Raw genomic sequence first — 14,589 nt, forward strand, 5'->3', positions numbered from 1 at the left:
GGTGGCAAGCCAACACACGTAGCCAATACGGCCAATTGTCGAACACCCCAGTAGGGCAGAGCGCGCGGGAATCGCCCGCCGCTTGCCCAGGAAGCCTTGAATATGAACTCTGCCACCGCCGCCTTGCCTGTTGCCAACCTGTCCAGCGCCAATGAAGCCCTGACCCAGCGCCTGCCCAGCTCGCTTGAACTCAAGCACCAGTTGCCCCTGAGCCCCTTCCTCAACGAACAGATCCACGCCCATCGCCAAGCCGTGCGCGCCATCCTTAACGGTGAAGATGCCCGTTTGCTGGTGATTGTCGGCCCGTGTTCGATCCACGACCCCGAATCGGCCATGGAATACGCGCGCAATCTGAAGAAACTGGCGCTTGAAGTCAGCGACCAGATGCTGCTGGTGATCCGCGCCTACGTGGAAAAACCGCGCACCACCATCGGCTGGAAAGGCCTGGCCTACGACCCGCACCTGGACGGCAGCGATGACATGGCCGCAGGCCTGACCCTGTCGCGCCAACTGATGCGTGAAATGCTGCGCCTGGGCCTGCCGGTCGCCACCGAGCTGCTGCAACCCATGGCCGCCGGCTACTTCGATGACCTGCTCAGTTGGGTCGCCATTGGCGCACGCACCACCGAGTCGCAGATCCACCGCGAAATGGCCAGCGGCCTGGGCATGCCGGTCGGCTTCAAGAACGGCACCGACGGCGGCGTCGCGATTGCCTGTGACGCGATGCGCTCGGCGTCACACCCGCACCGCCACTTCGGCGTCGACAGCCAGGGCCATCCGGCAATCATCCAGACCCCGGGCAACCCCGACACGCACCTGGTGCTGCGCGGCGGGCACGGTGGGCCAAACTACGATGCGCAAAGTGTGGCGCAGGTAAAACACGATTTGGCCAAGTCCAAGGTCGCGGCGCGGATCATGGTCGATTGCAGCCACGCCAACAGCGGCAAAGACCCGCTGCGTCAGCCGGCCGTGTTCAACGACGTGCTGGAACAACGCCTGCAAGGCGACACCTCGCTGATCGGCATGATGCTCGAAAGCCATCTGTTCGAAGGTTGCCAGCCGTTGAGCGCATCGATGAAATACGGCGTGTCGGTGACCGATGGTTGCCTGGGCTGGGACGGCACCGAACAGTTGTTGCGCACAGCGGCAGAGCGGTTGCGGGAACAACACAACGCCAACTGACAGAAGCGGCTCCTAAATGTGGGAGCTGGCTTGCCTGCGATAGCGGTGTATCAGGCTACAGATCTTTAGCTGATGTACCGTAATCGCCGGCAAGCCAGCTCCCACACTTGAACAGCGCTGGACTCAGGAAAGTGGGTATAGCGCCTCATCGAATTGTTCCAATTTCGGGAATATCAAAGGCTGCTCTTGCGCCAGACCTTGCAACCGCCGCGCGTACCCCAACAGAAACTCCCGCCGCGCCTCGTCGCTGATATACGGCACATGCCACGCCACAAACGGCGCCAGCACTTCATACCCCACATACGCCAGCGTGCCGCGCAGAATCGGCTTCAACATCTCCTCCAGCGGCCCGTGAATAGCGCCTTCGCCAAACATATGCTCACGCCCGCCCAGGGTCACCGTGACCAGCGCCCGCTTGCCCGCCAGCCCGCCCTGATCGTAAAAACGCTTGCCGCCGTAACACACGCCCGACACCAGCACCCGGTCGATCCAGCCCTTGAGCATCGCCGGCGCCGAGAACCAGAAGATCGGGAAGTTGAGAATCAGCAGGTCAGCCCACAGCAGCTTGTCCAACTCGCCCTGGATATCCGCCGCGATCGACTGCTTCTTCACCCCCAGCCGTTGCTCCAGGGCGTACACCAAATAGTCAGGATTCTCCCGTGTCGAAAAATCCGCCGCCGACGCTACGGGGTTCCACTGCATGGCGTACAAGTCGCTGACCTGCACCGCATGCCCCTGCTCTTGCAGCGTGCTGACCGCCTGGTCGCGCAAGGCGGCGGTAAAGGACTGCGGTTCAGGATGGGCGTGAACAATCAAAACCTTCATGTGAATTCCTCAAACGGTGGGCGCCGCCCGTTGGGCCAGCAAATGATCGAGCCAGTCCGGGTCCATTTCCGGTTCCGACGAAAACAGCAGGCCGGTGTAGTCCTGGTAAGGCGGGGTAAAAATCGCGCTGCGGCTGCCCTGGTCAACCACCCTGCCCCGCTGCATCACCACCACCTCATCGGCAATCGCGCGCACGGTGGCGACGTCGTGGGTGATAAACAGGTAAGCCACACCCAGTTGCTGCTGGAGGCGGTTGAGCAACTTCAGCACGCCTTCGGCCACCAGTTGATCGAGGGCTGAGGTGACTTCGTCGCAGATGATCAATTGCGGGTCGGCCGCCAGTGCACGGGCGATGCAGATGCGCTGCTTCTGCCCGCCGGACAGCTCGCGCGGTTGGCGCTCCATGAACACCTCCGGGTCCAGTTCGATCATCTCCAGCAGCTCGGCCACCCGCGCGCGCATCGCCTTGCCCTTGAGGCCCAGGTAAAACGTCAGTGGCCGGCCGATGATGTCGACGATGCGCTGGCGCGGGTTCAGCGCCGTGTCGGGGATCTGGTAGATCATCTGGATACGCCGCAACTGCTCCTTGCTGCGCCGCCGAAAATCCACCGGCAGCGCCTCGCCGTCGTACAACACCTGCCCCGCCGTGGCGGGCAGCAGGCCGGTGATCAGCCGCGCGGTAGAGCTTTTGCCACTGCCGGATTCGCCGATCACCGCCAGGGTCTGGCCGCGATGCAGCTGCAGCGACACCTCATGCAGCACCGGTTGATGCCCGTAGCTGGCACACACCTGGCGCACCTCCAGCAGCGGCACGTCCTGGGCCGGGCGCGCCTTGGGCTCGGTGCGAAAGCTGCGCACCGCCCACAGCGATTGGGTGTACGCCTGCTGCGGCTGGCTGAGCATGCTGCGAGTGTCGGCTTCCTCGACCAGCTTGCCGTGGCGCAGCACCATGATGCGATCGGCCATCTGCGCCACCACCGCCAAATCGTGGCTGATATACAGCGCGGCGCTGCCGAAGGTTTTCACCGCGTCGCGAATGGCTGCCAGCACTTCGATCTGGGTGGTGACGTCGAGGGCGGTGGTGGGTTCGTCGAAGATGATCAAGTCCGGGTGGCAGGCCATCGCCATCGCCGTCATCACCCGCTGCAACTGCCCACCTGACACTTGATGCGGATAGCGTTGGCCAATGGTTTCGGGGTTGGGCAAGCGCAGCACGCGGTACAACTCCACCGCTTCGCGCTCGGCCTGGGCGCGGCTGATACCGCCGTTGATCACCGCGGTTTCCACGTGCTGATCGATCAGGCGGTGCGCCGGGTTGAAGGACGCCGCCGCGCTTTGCGCCACATACGCGATGCGCAAACCACGCAGCTTGCGCAAGGCCTCAGGCTTGGCCTGCAGCAACGCGATGCCGTCAAAACACACCGAGCCGCCGACAATGCGGCAACCGTCGCGCGCATACCCCATCGCCGCCAGGCCAAGGGTGGATTTACCCGCGCCCGACTCGCCGATCAGCCCCAGCACTTCGCCGCGTTGCAAGGTCAGGTCGATGCCCTGGATCAGCGGGTGCCAGGCGTCTTCGTAATGCCCTTCAACCTGCAGGTTGCGGATTTCCAGCAATGGCCTGTCCATCCTCAACACTCCTTCAGGCCGCTGGATGTATGCAGCATCCAGTCGACGACAAAATTCACGCTGACCGTAATCAAGGCCACCGCCAGCGCCGGCAGCAACGGGCTGATGTCGCCGAAGGTGATCAACACCGCGTTATCGCGCACCATACTGCCCCAGTCGGCGGTGGGCGGTTGAATGCCCAGGCCCAGGAACGACAACGCGCTGATAAACAGGAACACAAAGCAAAAGCGCAGGCCGAATTCGGCAATCAACGGCGCGGCAGCGTTGGGCAGTACTTCGCGGCTGACCAGCCACCACAAGCCTTCGCCACGCAGGCGTGCGGCTTCGACAAAATCCTGCACCACCACGGTCATCGCCACCGCGCGCGACAAGCGGAACACCCGCGTCGAATCCAGCAGCGCAATCACCACCACCAGCGACGTCGCGTTGGTGCCCACCACGCTGAGGATCAGCAAGGCAAAAATCAGCTGCGGGATTGCCATCAGAATATCCACCACCCGCGACAGCCCCTGGTCAATCCAGCCGCCCTTGATGGCGGCGACCAAGCCGCTCAAACCGCCCAGCAGGAACGCCAGCGTGGTAGTCAGGAAGGCGATGCCCAGGGTATTGCGCGCGCCGTAGACAAGGCGGCTGAACATATCGCGCCCGAGGTTATCGGTGCCCAGCAAAAACTGACCGCTCCAGGGCGCGAACCCCTCGCCCACCACCTGGGTTTCGCCATACGGCGCCAGCAGCGGCGCAAACAGCGCCACCGCGATGTACAACACAATGATCAGCAGGCCGAACTTGGCGCTCAACGGCGCCCTGGCCACGTGGCTCAACAGGCTCATGGTCTACCCCTTTGGGTGCATCAGACGTGGGTTGCTGGCGATGGACAGCACATCCGCCGAGGTATTGAACAGGATGTAGGTGGCGGCAAAGATCAGGCTGCACGCCTGCACCACCGGGATGTCGCGCTTGGACACCGAGTCCACCAGCAATTGCCCCAGCCCCGGATAGACAAACACCACTTCGACCACCACCACGCCCACCACCAGGTACGCCAGGTTGAGCGCCACCACGTTGACGATGGGTGCCAGTGCATTGGGCAACGCGTGCCGCCAGATAATCCGCGACGGGCGAATGCCCTTGAGCCGGGCCATTTCGATGTAGGGGCTGGCCAGCAGGTTGATCAAAGAGGCACGGGTCATGCGCATCATCTGCGCGATCACCACCAGGCTCAGTGTTGCAACCGGCAACACCGAGCGCTCAAGGATCGTGGCGAACGACGCATCCGGTGCCAGGTTGGACAGGCTGGGAAACCAGCCGAGCTTCACCGAAAACACCAGGATCAGCAGGTAGGCGACAAAGAACTCCGGGAACGACACGGCACTCAACGCCGTGGTGTTGAGCAGGCGATCAAACCAGCTGTTGCGGTACAGCGCCGCCAACATGCCCAGCACCAGCGCGGTGGGCACCGAGACCAACGCCGCCAGGGCGGCCAGGCTCAGCGTGTTGCCCAACCGCGCGCCGATCAGCTCGGCGATAGGCCGCTGGTTGGCCAGTGAAGCGCCCAGATCGCCGTGCAGCAGGCGCAACAGCCATTGCGCAAAGCGCGTGAACGGCGGCAAATCCAGGCCCAACTGCGCGCGAAACGCCGCCACGGTTTCCGGCGTGGCCGACTGGCCGAGCATGGCCTGGGCAATATCGCCCGGCAGCATGCCCACGGCGAGAAAGATGATCACCGAGACCGCGAACAACGACAGCACGCCGAGGGCGAGACGTTGGAGGATGAGCTTCAACAAACTATTCATGGGTGCATTGCTCCTGAAACACCACAAACCCTATGTGGGAGCGGGCTTGCTCGCGAAAGCGGTGTGCCAGCCACTACATGTGTCAACTGACAGAGCGCTTTCGCGAGCAAGCCCGCTCCCACAATTTGATCTTCATTGTTAGTAGGGCTCTAGGCTTGCCACCAGCGCTCAATCAGCCGCAGCCCATCCAACTCACCATAAGGCGCGGTCAGCGGCCCATGGCTGACGCGGTTCGAACGCGCCGCCACAGAGCTGGCGAACAGCGGCACAATCGCGCCGCCATCGTCCCGGCACAGGGCCTGCATTTCGTTGTACATATCCTGGCGCAGTGGCGCGTTCATCTCGCCACGCGCGGCCGTGAGCAGTTGGTTGAAGCGCGCGTTGTCCCAGTGGGTTTCGTTCCACGCCGCGCCTTTGGCGTAGCCGATGCTGAACATGCGGTCGGCGGTCAGGCTGCTGTACCAGAACGAGGTGGTGAACGGCTGCTTCATCCACACATTGGAGAAGTAGCCGTCGGCCGGCTCGCGCACCACGTCAATGTCGATACCGGCCTGGCGCGCCTGTTCCTTGAACAGCACCGAGGCGTCCACCGCGCCGGTGTAAGCCGCGTCGGAAGCTTGCAGGCGCACCTTGAGCGACTCCACCCCGGCCTTGCGCAAGTAGAAGCGCGACTTGTCCGGGTCGTAGGCGCGCTGCTCCAGCGCGGCGTTGATAAAGCGGCTGCCCGGCTGGATCGGGTGGTCGTTGCCCACCAGGCCATAACCATGCAGCACCGACGCCAGCAGGGTTTCGCGGTTGATCGCGTGCTTCATGGCCATGCGAATGTCGTTGTTCTTGAACTCGTTGCTGTCGCACAGCATCGGGAAGGTGTAGTGCTGGGCGCCTTTGGTTTCTTCAATCACCAAGCCTGGGTTGCGCTTGAGCAATGCCACGGTTTTCAGGTCGACTTTGTTGATCACATCGACTTGCCCGGTGACCAGCGCATTGACCCGCGCGGCGCCGTCGGCGATGGCGAGCAACTCGGCACTGGCGAAGTGTGCGCGACCGGGTTTCCAGTAATCGGGGTTGCGCTCCAGGTCCATGCGCACGCCGGGTTCGAAGCTTTTCAGGCGATAGCCACTGGTGCCTACACCGGCCTGCCAATCGGCGGCGCCGTCCTTGGCGGGCATGATCACCAAATGGTAATCGGCCACCACATAGGCAAAATCCGCGTTGCCCGAATGCAGCTCGAACACCACCGCGTCGTTGCCGTTGGCGCTGACGCTGGCGACATCACCGAGCACCGTCTTGGCCGCCGACGTGGAGTCCTTGCTCAAGTGATGATTGATCGACACCACCACGTCTTCGGCGGTCAGGGTTTTGCCATTGTGGAAGGTCACGCCCTGGCGCAAGTGAAAGGTCCACACGCGCGCGTCCGCGGTGGACTCAAAGCGCTCGGCCAGTTCGGGGATTGCGCTGCCGTCCACGGCGATTTCAGTCAGGGTGTTGTACACCGCCGAGAAGCCGACGAAGGTAAACGTGTCGACCCAGGAGCCGGGGTCGCGCGAATCGGTGGTGCTGCCGCCGGCCAGGCCCAGGCGCAGCACGCCGCCCGGCTTGGGCGCTGCGTCTTCGCCGAAGGCGTGCAAGGGCAGGCCCATGGAAAACGCCGCCGCCACCGCGCCGGCCACGGCGCTGTGTTTGAGGAAGTCCCGTCGGTGCATCGCTTGAGTCATTTTGTTGTTGTTTTCGCTCATGGTCTTGCTCCTCTAAAGGTCAACAGGCATAGGCATGTTTCAACTCGATCAAGGTCACGCCATTGCGTTTGAAGCCGTTGCGCAAGTCCGTTTGCAATTCATCCAGGTTCTTTGGCTGGTTCACGGTGCACCCGAACGCCTGGGCGAACAGCGCGAAATCCGGGTTGCGCGGCAGTACGCCGATGGGCTCGATGTCGAGGCTGAGCATGTCATCGCGAATTTGCCCGAGGGCATCGTTGTTCCACAGCAGCACCACCAGCGGGCTGTCCAGCTCTTCAACGGCAGTGGCCAATTCCTGGGCGGTGTAGAGGAAGCCGCCGTCGCCCACCAGCACCAGCCCTGGCCGCAGAGGCGCGCCGAACGTGGCGCCGATGCCCGCCGGCAAGCCATAGCCCAAGGTGCCGTAGCCGGTGGGGTGCAGCCAGCTGCGCGGGGTGCGGCTGCGGTAGGCATAGTTGCCGGTGTAGGCGAGTTGAGTCATGTCAGTGCTGATAAAAGCATTGGCGGGCAGTTCGGCCTCGACGCGGTCGAGGATGGCTTGGTGGATCGACTGCAAGGGCCCGTGTCCCAGCTCAACGGCCTGGAGCAATGTGGCGACTTTTTTGATTGCCGCTTCAGCGTCTCGCGGCGCCGTCGGCAAGCGCTCCAGCAACGCCAGCACAGTGCTGTTGGCATCGCCGTGCAGCGCCAGCGTGCACGGGTAAAAATCATTGAATTTGCGTGGGTCGATGTCCACGCGCAACAGCTCACCAGTGATGGGCAAGCGCTCACGCCAGTAATCGGTGTCGGCCATTTCCGTGCCGACCGCCAGCACCACATCGGCCTCGCTGATCAGTTGCCAGCCGGGTTCGACGCACAGGGTTGAACCGGCATTCAGCGGGTCATTGACCGGCACCAAACCCTTGCCCGCGACACTGGTAAAAAACGGCGCCGCCAGTTGCGTGCTCAAGCGCTGCAAAGCCTCCCCCGCCGCCAGCGCGCCGCCGCCGGCAATGATCATTGGCCGTTTGGCCGAAGCGAGCTTGGCCACCGCCTGATCCAGCACCTCGGCCATTGGCACGCCACGCCCTGAACCGCGTACTACCTCATTGCTCCAGTCCCTTTGAATCGGCGCCGCCAACACATCCAGCGGCACCGAGATATGCACCGGCCGTGGCCGCTCGCTGTCGAACACCGCGTAGGCACGCGCGACCAGCTCGGGCAAATCCTCGGCGCTTGACGCCACCGCCGAAAACGCCGTGATTGGCGCGGTGATTGCGCGCTGGTCCTGGGTTTCATGCAGGCTGCCCCACCCCTTGCCAAGGCTGGCGGTGTGGTTGACGCTGGAAATCACCAGCATCGGGATCGAGTCGGCGTAAGCCTGGCCGATTGCGGTTGCCGCATTGGTGACCCCAGGGCCGGTGATCACAAAGCACACGCCCGGCTTGCCGCTGACCCGCGCATAGCCGTCGGCCATGAAACCTGCGCCTTGTTCATGGCGCGTGAGCACATGCCGAATGCCGCTGCCGGGCAAGCCGCGATACAGCTCCAGCGTGTGCACGCCGGGAATGCCGAATACCGTGTCGACGCCATAGTTGGCGAGCAACCGCACCAGCGCTTGGCCGCCGGTGATTGTTTTAGCGTGCATGACCATCTCCTAGGCGAATCAATGCATCGACCGCCGTGGCGCCGTGGGCATTGACCAGCAATGGGTTCACATCCAGTTCCAGTAACCGCCCGGCATTCGCGCAGGCGTAGTCGGCCACCGCGCGGATGGCCGCGACCAGCGCGTCCATATCCGCCACCTCACGGCCACGAAAGCCTTGCAGCAACGCCGCGCTGCGCAGGCTGAGCAACGCGTTGCGAATCGCGCCGTCGGTGGTCGGCAACAACAGGCTGCGGCTGTCCTTGAGCAACTCCACGAGGATGCCGCCAGCGCCAATCACCAAGGCCAGGCCGAAGTCGTTTTCACGCTTGATGCCCACGATCAGCTCCGCCAACGGCTGGGTTGCCATCGACTCCAGCAGTAATTGATCGAAGGCGACACCCGGTGCGTACGCGGCGATTTGCCCGCGCATGCGCTCGAGTGCGGTCGCCAGCGCCACGTCGTCTTCGAGGTTGAGTGCCACGGCACCCGCTTCGGTTTTATGCGGCAAATCAGCGCTGACGGCCTTGAGCACCAACGGGTAGCCCAACAGCTTGGCGTCCACGATCGCCCGCCCCGGCGTGCTCAATACAGCAGCCGGCGTATTCAGGCCGAAGGCGCGCAAGGCTTGTTTGGACGCCCACTCATCCAGCGCCAAACCCTGGCTTTCAAGGGGTTGCGGGCACAGCGGCGCAAGGATCGATTCGCCGCGCTCGAGCAACACGCGACGATTATTTTGGTAGTCGGCGATGCGGCCCCACGCGGCGAACGCGTCCTCCACGCCTTGCAGCGCGGCGATGCCTTGGGCATGCAGACGCTCGCGTGCATGGGCCGGCAGCAATTCGGGAAAGGCCGAGGTGACGAAGCCGGTCTTGCCATGCCGCGCGAGCGCGTCGCAGAACAGCGCCAACAGCACGTCACATTCCTTGCGCTCGCCGGTGAATTCAGCCGGGTAATCCAGCACCAGCATGGCCGCATCCGCGTCGGTACGCAGGGCCGTGTCGAGCATGCTGCCGAGTGCGTCGCGGTCGCCCCAGATGGCGGTGGTGAAATCCAGCGGGTTGACCAGGTTGGCGTAGCTGGGCAACACCTGCGCCAGCTCGCCGCGCTGGCCTTCGTCCAGTTCTGGCAGGGCCAGGTGGTTGCGCTCGGCATAGTCGGCAATCAGCCCTGCATCGCCGCCGGAACAAGCCAGCGCGATGAGGCGATTGCCCGCCGGCAGATGGCCGCACGCGGCGGCTTTCAGGGTTTCGACAAAACTCACCGGGCCGCTGACGCGAATCACGCCCAGCCGTGCAAACAGGCTGTCGTACAGCGCGTCCGAACCGGATAGCGAGCTGGTATGACTCAACGCCAGCTCGGCGCCAATCTGCGACACGCCGGTTTTCAGCGCGATGATCGGGATGCCTTTTTCCAGGGCCTTGTGCGCCGCGCGAGCAAACGCCGGCACATTCTTCAAGCCTTCCAGGTGCAGGCCGATGGCGGTGACGCGCGGCTCATCGAGCAACACGTCCATCAGTTCGGCCACCCCCAGTTGCGCCTGGTTACCCACCGACGCCATGTAGGCCACCGGCAGCGAGCGGTCGCTCATCGACAGGTTGTAGGCGAAGTTGCCGCTCTGGGTCAGCACCGCCACGCCCTTGTGCACCGCTTTGCCGCCATGGGCCACCGGCCACAGGGCCGAGCTGTGCAGGTAATCGAGCAGGCCGTAGCAGTTGGGACCGAGCAATGCCATGTCGCCCGCGGCCTTCAGCAACTGCTGTTGCAGGGCTAGGCCGGTGGCCCCGGTTTCGGCAAAACCCGAGGCGTAGCAAATCGCGCCGCCGGTGCCGATGGCGGCGAGTTCCGCCACGCAGGTCAGCGTCAGTTCACGGTTGGTGGCGATAAACACCGCATCCGGGCCGCAGGGTAAATCGGCGATGCGGCGCACACACGGGATACCGTCGAGGCTGTCGTGCTGCGGGTTGACCAGCCACATGGGCCCGGTAAAACCGCCGTCGGCGCAGCGCTTGAGCGCGCGCGCCATGCTGCGCCCACCGACGAAGGCCAGGTGCCGGGGCGCCAGTAGGCGCTTGAGGTTGTCGCGAATAGCCTGGGACATAAGCGTTCTCCGCGCCGATCAGCGCAACAGCGGCCGCAGCAGTTCACGGGCGATGATATGGCGCTGGATTTCCGAGGTACCTTCCCAGATCCGTTCGATGCGTGCGTTGCGCCAGATGCGCTCCACCGGCCCTTCGTCCATCAAGCCCATGCCACCGAAAATCTGCACGGCTTCATCAGCGACGTTGCCCAGGGTTTCGCTGGCAAACAGCTTGGCCATGCCGGCCTCGCCGTCGGTCATGCTGCCCTGGTCCATCTTCCAGGCGGTGTGCAGGGTCAGCAGCTCGGCGGCGCGAATCTGCGTGGCCATGTCAGCGAGTTTGAAACTCACGCCCTGGTAGGTGCCGATGGGCTGGCCGAACTGCTTGCGGTCGGCGGCCCATTGCAGCGACACATCCAGCGCGCGCTGAGCCTGGCCGACGCAGTTGGCGGCGACCATCACGCGCCCGGCGGTGAGCCAGGCATTGGCCACGTCCCAGCCTTTGCCGACCTCGCCAAGCACCTTGGACGCGGGCACGCGGCAGTCGTCGAAGAACATTTCATAGGTGTGATAACCACGGTTGCTCACGCACTTGGGGCCACGGCGGATGGTCATGCCGGGCGTGCCGCGATCGACCAGAAACGAGGTCACCGCATTGCGCTGACGGCCGTTGTGTTCATAGGTGTCGGTCACCGCAAAGACGATGGCGAAATCGGCGTGGCCGGCATGACTGATGAAGTGCTTGCTGCCGTTGATGACGAAGTCATCGCCGCTGCGCACGGCGCGGGTCTTGATGGCGTTGGCGTCAGAACCGGCACCCGGCTCGGTCAGCGCGAAGCAGTCGATTTTCTTGCCCTGCACGCACGGCAACAGGTAGTCCTCAATCTGCGCGCCGGTGCACGCCATGAGAATTTTCGAAGGCCGCGCAACGAACACATGCAGTGCCCACGAGACCTTGGACAGCTCCCGCTCGATCAGTGCCTGAGACAGGTAGTCCAGGCCGCCACCGCCCACCTCTTCGGGCATGTTGAAGGCATAGAAACCGGCGGCAATCGCCTTGTCACGGATCTGCGCGGCAAGCTCGGGCGACACCTCATCGGCACGGTCCACCGCCTCTTCGTGCGGCAGCAACTCCTTGGCGACAAAGCTGCGTACGGCGTCCACCAACATGTCTTGTTCTTGGCTGAATTGGAAATTCATGGCGCTACCTGCTCGGGGTGTTGTTGTTATTGGCCGCAGAAATTCGGTGAACGCTTTTGCATGGACGCGCGCAGGGCTTCGGCGCCATCGACACTGCGCCCGCACAACAGGCCAGCCGCCAGTTCGGCGTGCAATTGCTCGGGCAGGCTGCGGGCGGCGCCTTCGCGGATCAGCGTCTTGGTTTGGGCGAACGCGAAGGTCGGGCCATTGGCCAGGCGGCAGGCCAGCGCCATAGCGTGGGCGTGCAGTTGCTCGTCGGCGACCACCTCACCGACCAGGCCGGCTGCCAGTGCGCGGTCGGCACTCCACAGCTCATCGAGAAACAGCAGGCGCTTGGCTTGTTCGCTGCCGATCAAGCGCGGCAGGTGCCAGCTGGCACCGGCATCCGGCGAGTAAGCCATGCTGGTGTAGCCGGCCTTGAAGCGCGCCGATTGGGCGGCGATGCGCAAGTCGCAGCACAAGGTCAGGTCCATGCCGGCGCCGACCGCCGTGCCGTTGATCGCAGCAATCGTGGGTTTGTCGAGGGTGTGCAGGCGGGTCATCAGGGCGTGGGCGGTTTCGGTCCAGCCGTAGGTTTCCAGGGCGCCACGCGATTCGGCTTCGGCCCACTCCGCCAGGTCGGCGCCGGCGCAGAAGCTGCGGCCGCTGCCGGTCAACACCACCACGCGCACGCCGGGGTCGCGGTTGAAGGTGTCGAGCAAGGCATGCAGGTGCTTGAGGGTTGGGATATCCAGAGCATTGCGCTGGGGACCACGGTTGAGGGTGATCCAGGCAACGCCTGCTTGCACATCGGTGAGCACGGGCGAATCGGTAGTCATGGCTTCCTCGAATTATTTTAATTGGCGTGAGGGGTGCGACATGGCGAGATACTAAACGAGTGTTCAGCAAGGAGGCAATCGGCAAACTGCAAATATTTTCAGACGGGAAATAGCCGCCTGAACCTTGCGTTCAGGCGGCGAGAGAGGCTCAGGGTTTGAGCAGGTAACGCTGGCGACCGCCGCTTTGCAGGCCATCGACCCACGCCTCGCAAATCTGGATGCCCTGCTCCGGTGTGAAGGTGCCGGGGTTGAGCCCCGACTCCAGCCACAAACCGTCGAGCAAGGCGCTGAGGGCGATGGCGGCAAGGTCGGCGTCGAACTGCTGCCAGCCCTCTTCCCTGGCCATGTCGGTCAGGGCGCAGCGCATGATGGTGCGGTACTCGCCGTAGGAGTGTTCGTGGGCCTGGTTGATCGCGGGCGCCGTTTTCACTGCGCCCCAGAACACCAGCCACGCATCGAGCAGTTGCGGGTCGAGCAATTCAGGCGAAAACGACCCCCGGAACAACGCCGACAGGCGCTCGCGAGGCTCGGGCGGCGCCTTGGCCATGGTCTCGCGCAGCAGGCTCATGACTTGGCCGGTGATCGTGCGGTAAGCCTCGGCCACCAGCTCATCCTTGCCCGAATAGTGGTGGCTGATCAGCCCGACCGACACCCCGGCCTCGGCGCTGATCTTACGGATCGATGCCCCCTGGAAACCGTCGCGCTTGAGGCACGTCAGCGTTGCCTGGACCAGATTGGCCTTGCGCAATTGCGGTTCCATCCTGGAAAAACGGGATTCCTGGGTCATGGGGCGATGTCCTTCGGTTGAGTCGGCTGCACGACTCTACATCAGTCCCTGTAACCGGGCGACACGCGATCGAGCCTCCGCAGCAACGCCGCCCATGCCAACTGCGTGGCGTCCGGATCGGTCAATTCGCCTTCCTGCAGCGCGCGACCGGGGTTGTTGAATTGCTGTTCGGTGTGGGCGCAGACCTCGGCGGGCGGCAGGATCAATGCGCCGCAAGCCTGGGCAGCAATCTGGATATCGCAGGCCTTTTCCAGGTAGTACATGCGCAGGAACGCTTGGCTGACCGTCTCGCCCACCGTCAGCAAACCATGGTTGCGCAGCATCAGCACCGGCTTGTCGCCCAGGTCGTGCACCAGCCGGCGCTGCTCGGCCATGTCCAGGGCGACGCCTTCATAATCGTGGTAGGCGACCTTGCCGTAGAACTCCATCGAGATCTGGTTGACCGGCAATAACCCGCACGCCAGCGCCGCCACGGCGCAGCCCGCACGGGTGTGGGTGTGCAGCACGCACTGGGCGTCTTCGCGCGCACCGTGGATGGCGCTGTGGATGACAAAACCAGCCGGGTTCACCGCATAGGCCGACGGCTCCACCGCGCGGCCATCCAGGCCGATCTTGACCAGACTGGAGGCAGTGATTTCATCGAACATCAACCCGTATGGGTTGATCAGGAAGTGATGCTCAGGCCCGGGAATGCGCACCGAGATGTGGGTGAAGATCAAGTCGCTCATGCGGTAGTGCGCGATCAGGCGATAGCAGGCGGCGAGTTCTTCGCGCAGTTGCTTCTCGACGGAGTCAGTCATTTTTATTCTCCAGGCACGCGGTTGGTGAAGGCGACGCTAAGCCAGGCGCCAGTAAAAAAACAAGTTGATTTTTTACTGGCGCTCGCCTCCTATAGAAAAATAACAATAACAGCGC

At 63.6% G+C, this 14,589-nt stretch carries 12 protein-coding genes; 1 reads left to right on the forward strand and 11 read right to left on the reverse strand.

Annotation, left to right across the window (positions count from 1 at the left end):
- Positions 1-102: 102 nt before the first annotated feature.
- On the forward strand, positions 103-1,182 hold the full coding sequence (locus AC19YS_RS20695) for a 3-deoxy-7-phosphoheptulonate synthase (protein ID WP_500602533.1): 1,080 nt from the start codon (positions 103-105) through the stop codon (positions 1,180-1,182).
- A 123-nt stretch (positions 1,183-1,305) separates the two neighbouring features.
- Here AC19YS_RS20695 and AC19YS_RS20700 read toward each other — a convergent pair whose 3' ends face one another.
- The 11 genes from AC19YS_RS20700 to AC19YS_RS20750 form a co-directional block, all read right to left on the reverse strand.
- Entirely contained in the window at positions 1,306-2,007 is a 702-nt protein-coding gene (locus AC19YS_RS20700) for an NAD(P)H-dependent oxidoreductase (protein WP_119735481.1), read from the reverse strand.
- 9 nt (positions 2,008-2,016) lie between these two features.
- The gene (locus AC19YS_RS20705; RefSeq protein WP_169366337.1) at positions 2,017-3,636 is read right to left on the reverse strand and encodes an ABC transporter ATP-binding protein; all 1,620 of its coding nucleotides are present in this window, start codon (positions 3,634-3,636) and stop codon (positions 2,017-2,019) included.
- A 2-nt stretch (positions 3,637-3,638) separates the two neighbouring features.
- The gene (locus AC19YS_RS20710) at positions 3,639-4,466 is read right to left on the reverse strand and encodes an ABC transporter permease (protein ID WP_106579980.1); all 828 of its coding nucleotides are present in this window, start codon (positions 4,464-4,466) and stop codon (positions 3,639-3,641) included.
- A 3-nt stretch (positions 4,467-4,469) separates the two neighbouring features.
- Entirely contained in the window at positions 4,470-5,429 is a 960-nt protein-coding gene (locus AC19YS_RS20715) for an ABC transporter permease (protein ID WP_500602534.1), read from the reverse strand.
- A 149-nt stretch (positions 5,430-5,578) separates the two neighbouring features.
- Positions 5,579-7,165, reverse strand: a complete 1,587-nt coding sequence (locus AC19YS_RS20720; RefSeq protein ID WP_500602535.1) for an ABC transporter substrate-binding protein — start codon at positions 7,163-7,165, stop codon at positions 5,579-5,581.
- A gap of 19 nt (positions 7,166-7,184) precedes the next feature.
- Positions 7,185-8,792, reverse strand: a complete 1,608-nt coding sequence (locus tag AC19YS_RS20725) for a 5-guanidino-2-oxopentanoate decarboxylase (RefSeq protein WP_500602536.1) — start codon at positions 8,790-8,792, stop codon at positions 7,185-7,187.
- Positions 8,782-10,890, reverse strand: coding sequence for an acetate--CoA ligase family protein (locus AC19YS_RS20730; protein WP_500602537.1), 2,109 nt, complete (start codon positions 10,888-10,890; stop codon positions 8,782-8,784). The genes AC19YS_RS20725 and AC19YS_RS20730 overlap by 11 nt, the downstream gene beginning before the upstream one ends.
- 18 nt (positions 10,891-10,908) lie before the next feature.
- Complete coding sequence (locus AC19YS_RS20735; protein ID WP_500602538.1) at positions 10,909-12,069, reverse strand: acyl-CoA dehydrogenase family protein; 1,161 nt, start codon at positions 12,067-12,069, stop codon at positions 10,909-10,911.
- 26 nt (positions 12,070-12,095) lie between these two features.
- Entirely contained in the window at positions 12,096-12,887 is a 792-nt protein-coding gene (locus AC19YS_RS20740) for an enoyl-CoA hydratase/isomerase family protein (RefSeq protein ID WP_500602539.1), read from the reverse strand.
- 148 nt (positions 12,888-13,035) lie between these two features.
- Positions 13,036-13,674 carry a TetR family transcriptional regulator C-terminal domain-containing protein gene (locus tag AC19YS_RS20745; protein ID WP_106579972.1) on the reverse strand — a complete coding sequence of 213 codons (639 nt, stop codon included), beginning with the start codon at positions 13,672-13,674 and terminating at the stop codon, positions 13,036-13,038.
- A gap of 41 nt (positions 13,675-13,715) precedes the next feature.
- Positions 13,716-14,474, reverse strand: a complete 759-nt coding sequence (locus AC19YS_RS20750) for a class II aldolase/adducin family protein (protein WP_500602540.1) — start codon at positions 14,472-14,474, stop codon at positions 13,716-13,718.
- Positions 14,475-14,589: the final 115 nt, after the last annotated feature.

This window comes from Pseudomonas sp. MF08831 (assembly GCF_059862645.1).

Bases quoted from the DNA above. Each gene is read 5' to 3' on its own strand.
- AC19YS_RS20740 (WP_500602539.1), bottom strand. From the start codon at position 12,887: ATGACTACCGATTCGCCCGTGCTCACCGATGTGCAAGCAGGCGTTGCC.
- AC19YS_RS20750 (WP_500602540.1), bottom strand. From the start codon at position 14,474: ATGACTGACTCCGTCGAGAAGCAACTGCGCGAAGAACTCGCCGCCTGC.
- AC19YS_RS20710 (WP_106579980.1), bottom strand. From the start codon at position 4,466: ATGAGCCTGTTGAGCCACGTGGCCAGGGCGCCGTTGAGCGCCAAGTTC.
- AC19YS_RS20715 (WP_500602534.1), bottom strand. From the start codon at position 5,429: ATGAATAGTTTGTTGAAGCTCATCCTCCAACGTCTCGCCCTCGGCGTG.
- AC19YS_RS20730 (WP_500602537.1), bottom strand. From the start codon at position 10,890: ATGTCCCAGGCTATTCGCGACAACCTCAAGCGCCTACTGGCGCCCCGG.
- AC19YS_RS20745 (WP_106579972.1), bottom strand. From the start codon at position 13,674: ATGACCCAGGAATCCCGTTTTTCCAGGATGGAACCGCAATTGCGCAAG.
- AC19YS_RS20705 (WP_169366337.1), bottom strand. From the start codon at position 3,636: ATGGACAGGCCATTGCTGGAAATCCGCAACCTGCAGGTTGAAGGGCAT.
- AC19YS_RS20735 (WP_500602538.1), bottom strand. From the start codon at position 12,069: ATGAATTTCCAATTCAGCCAAGAACAAGACATGTTGGTGGACGCCGTA.
- AC19YS_RS20725 (WP_500602536.1), bottom strand. From the start codon at position 8,792: ATGCACGCTAAAACAATCACCGGCGGCCAAGCGCTGGTGCGGTTGCTC.
- AC19YS_RS20700 (WP_119735481.1), bottom strand. From the start codon at position 2,007: ATGAAGGTTTTGATTGTTCACGCCCATCCTGAACCGCAGTCCTTTACC.
- AC19YS_RS20720 (WP_500602535.1), bottom strand. From the start codon at position 7,165: ATGAGCGAAAACAACAACAAAATGACTCAAGCGATGCACCGACGGGAC.
- AC19YS_RS20695 (WP_500602533.1), top strand. From the start codon at position 103: ATGAACTCTGCCACCGCCGCCTTGCCTGTTGCCAACCTGTCCAGCGCC.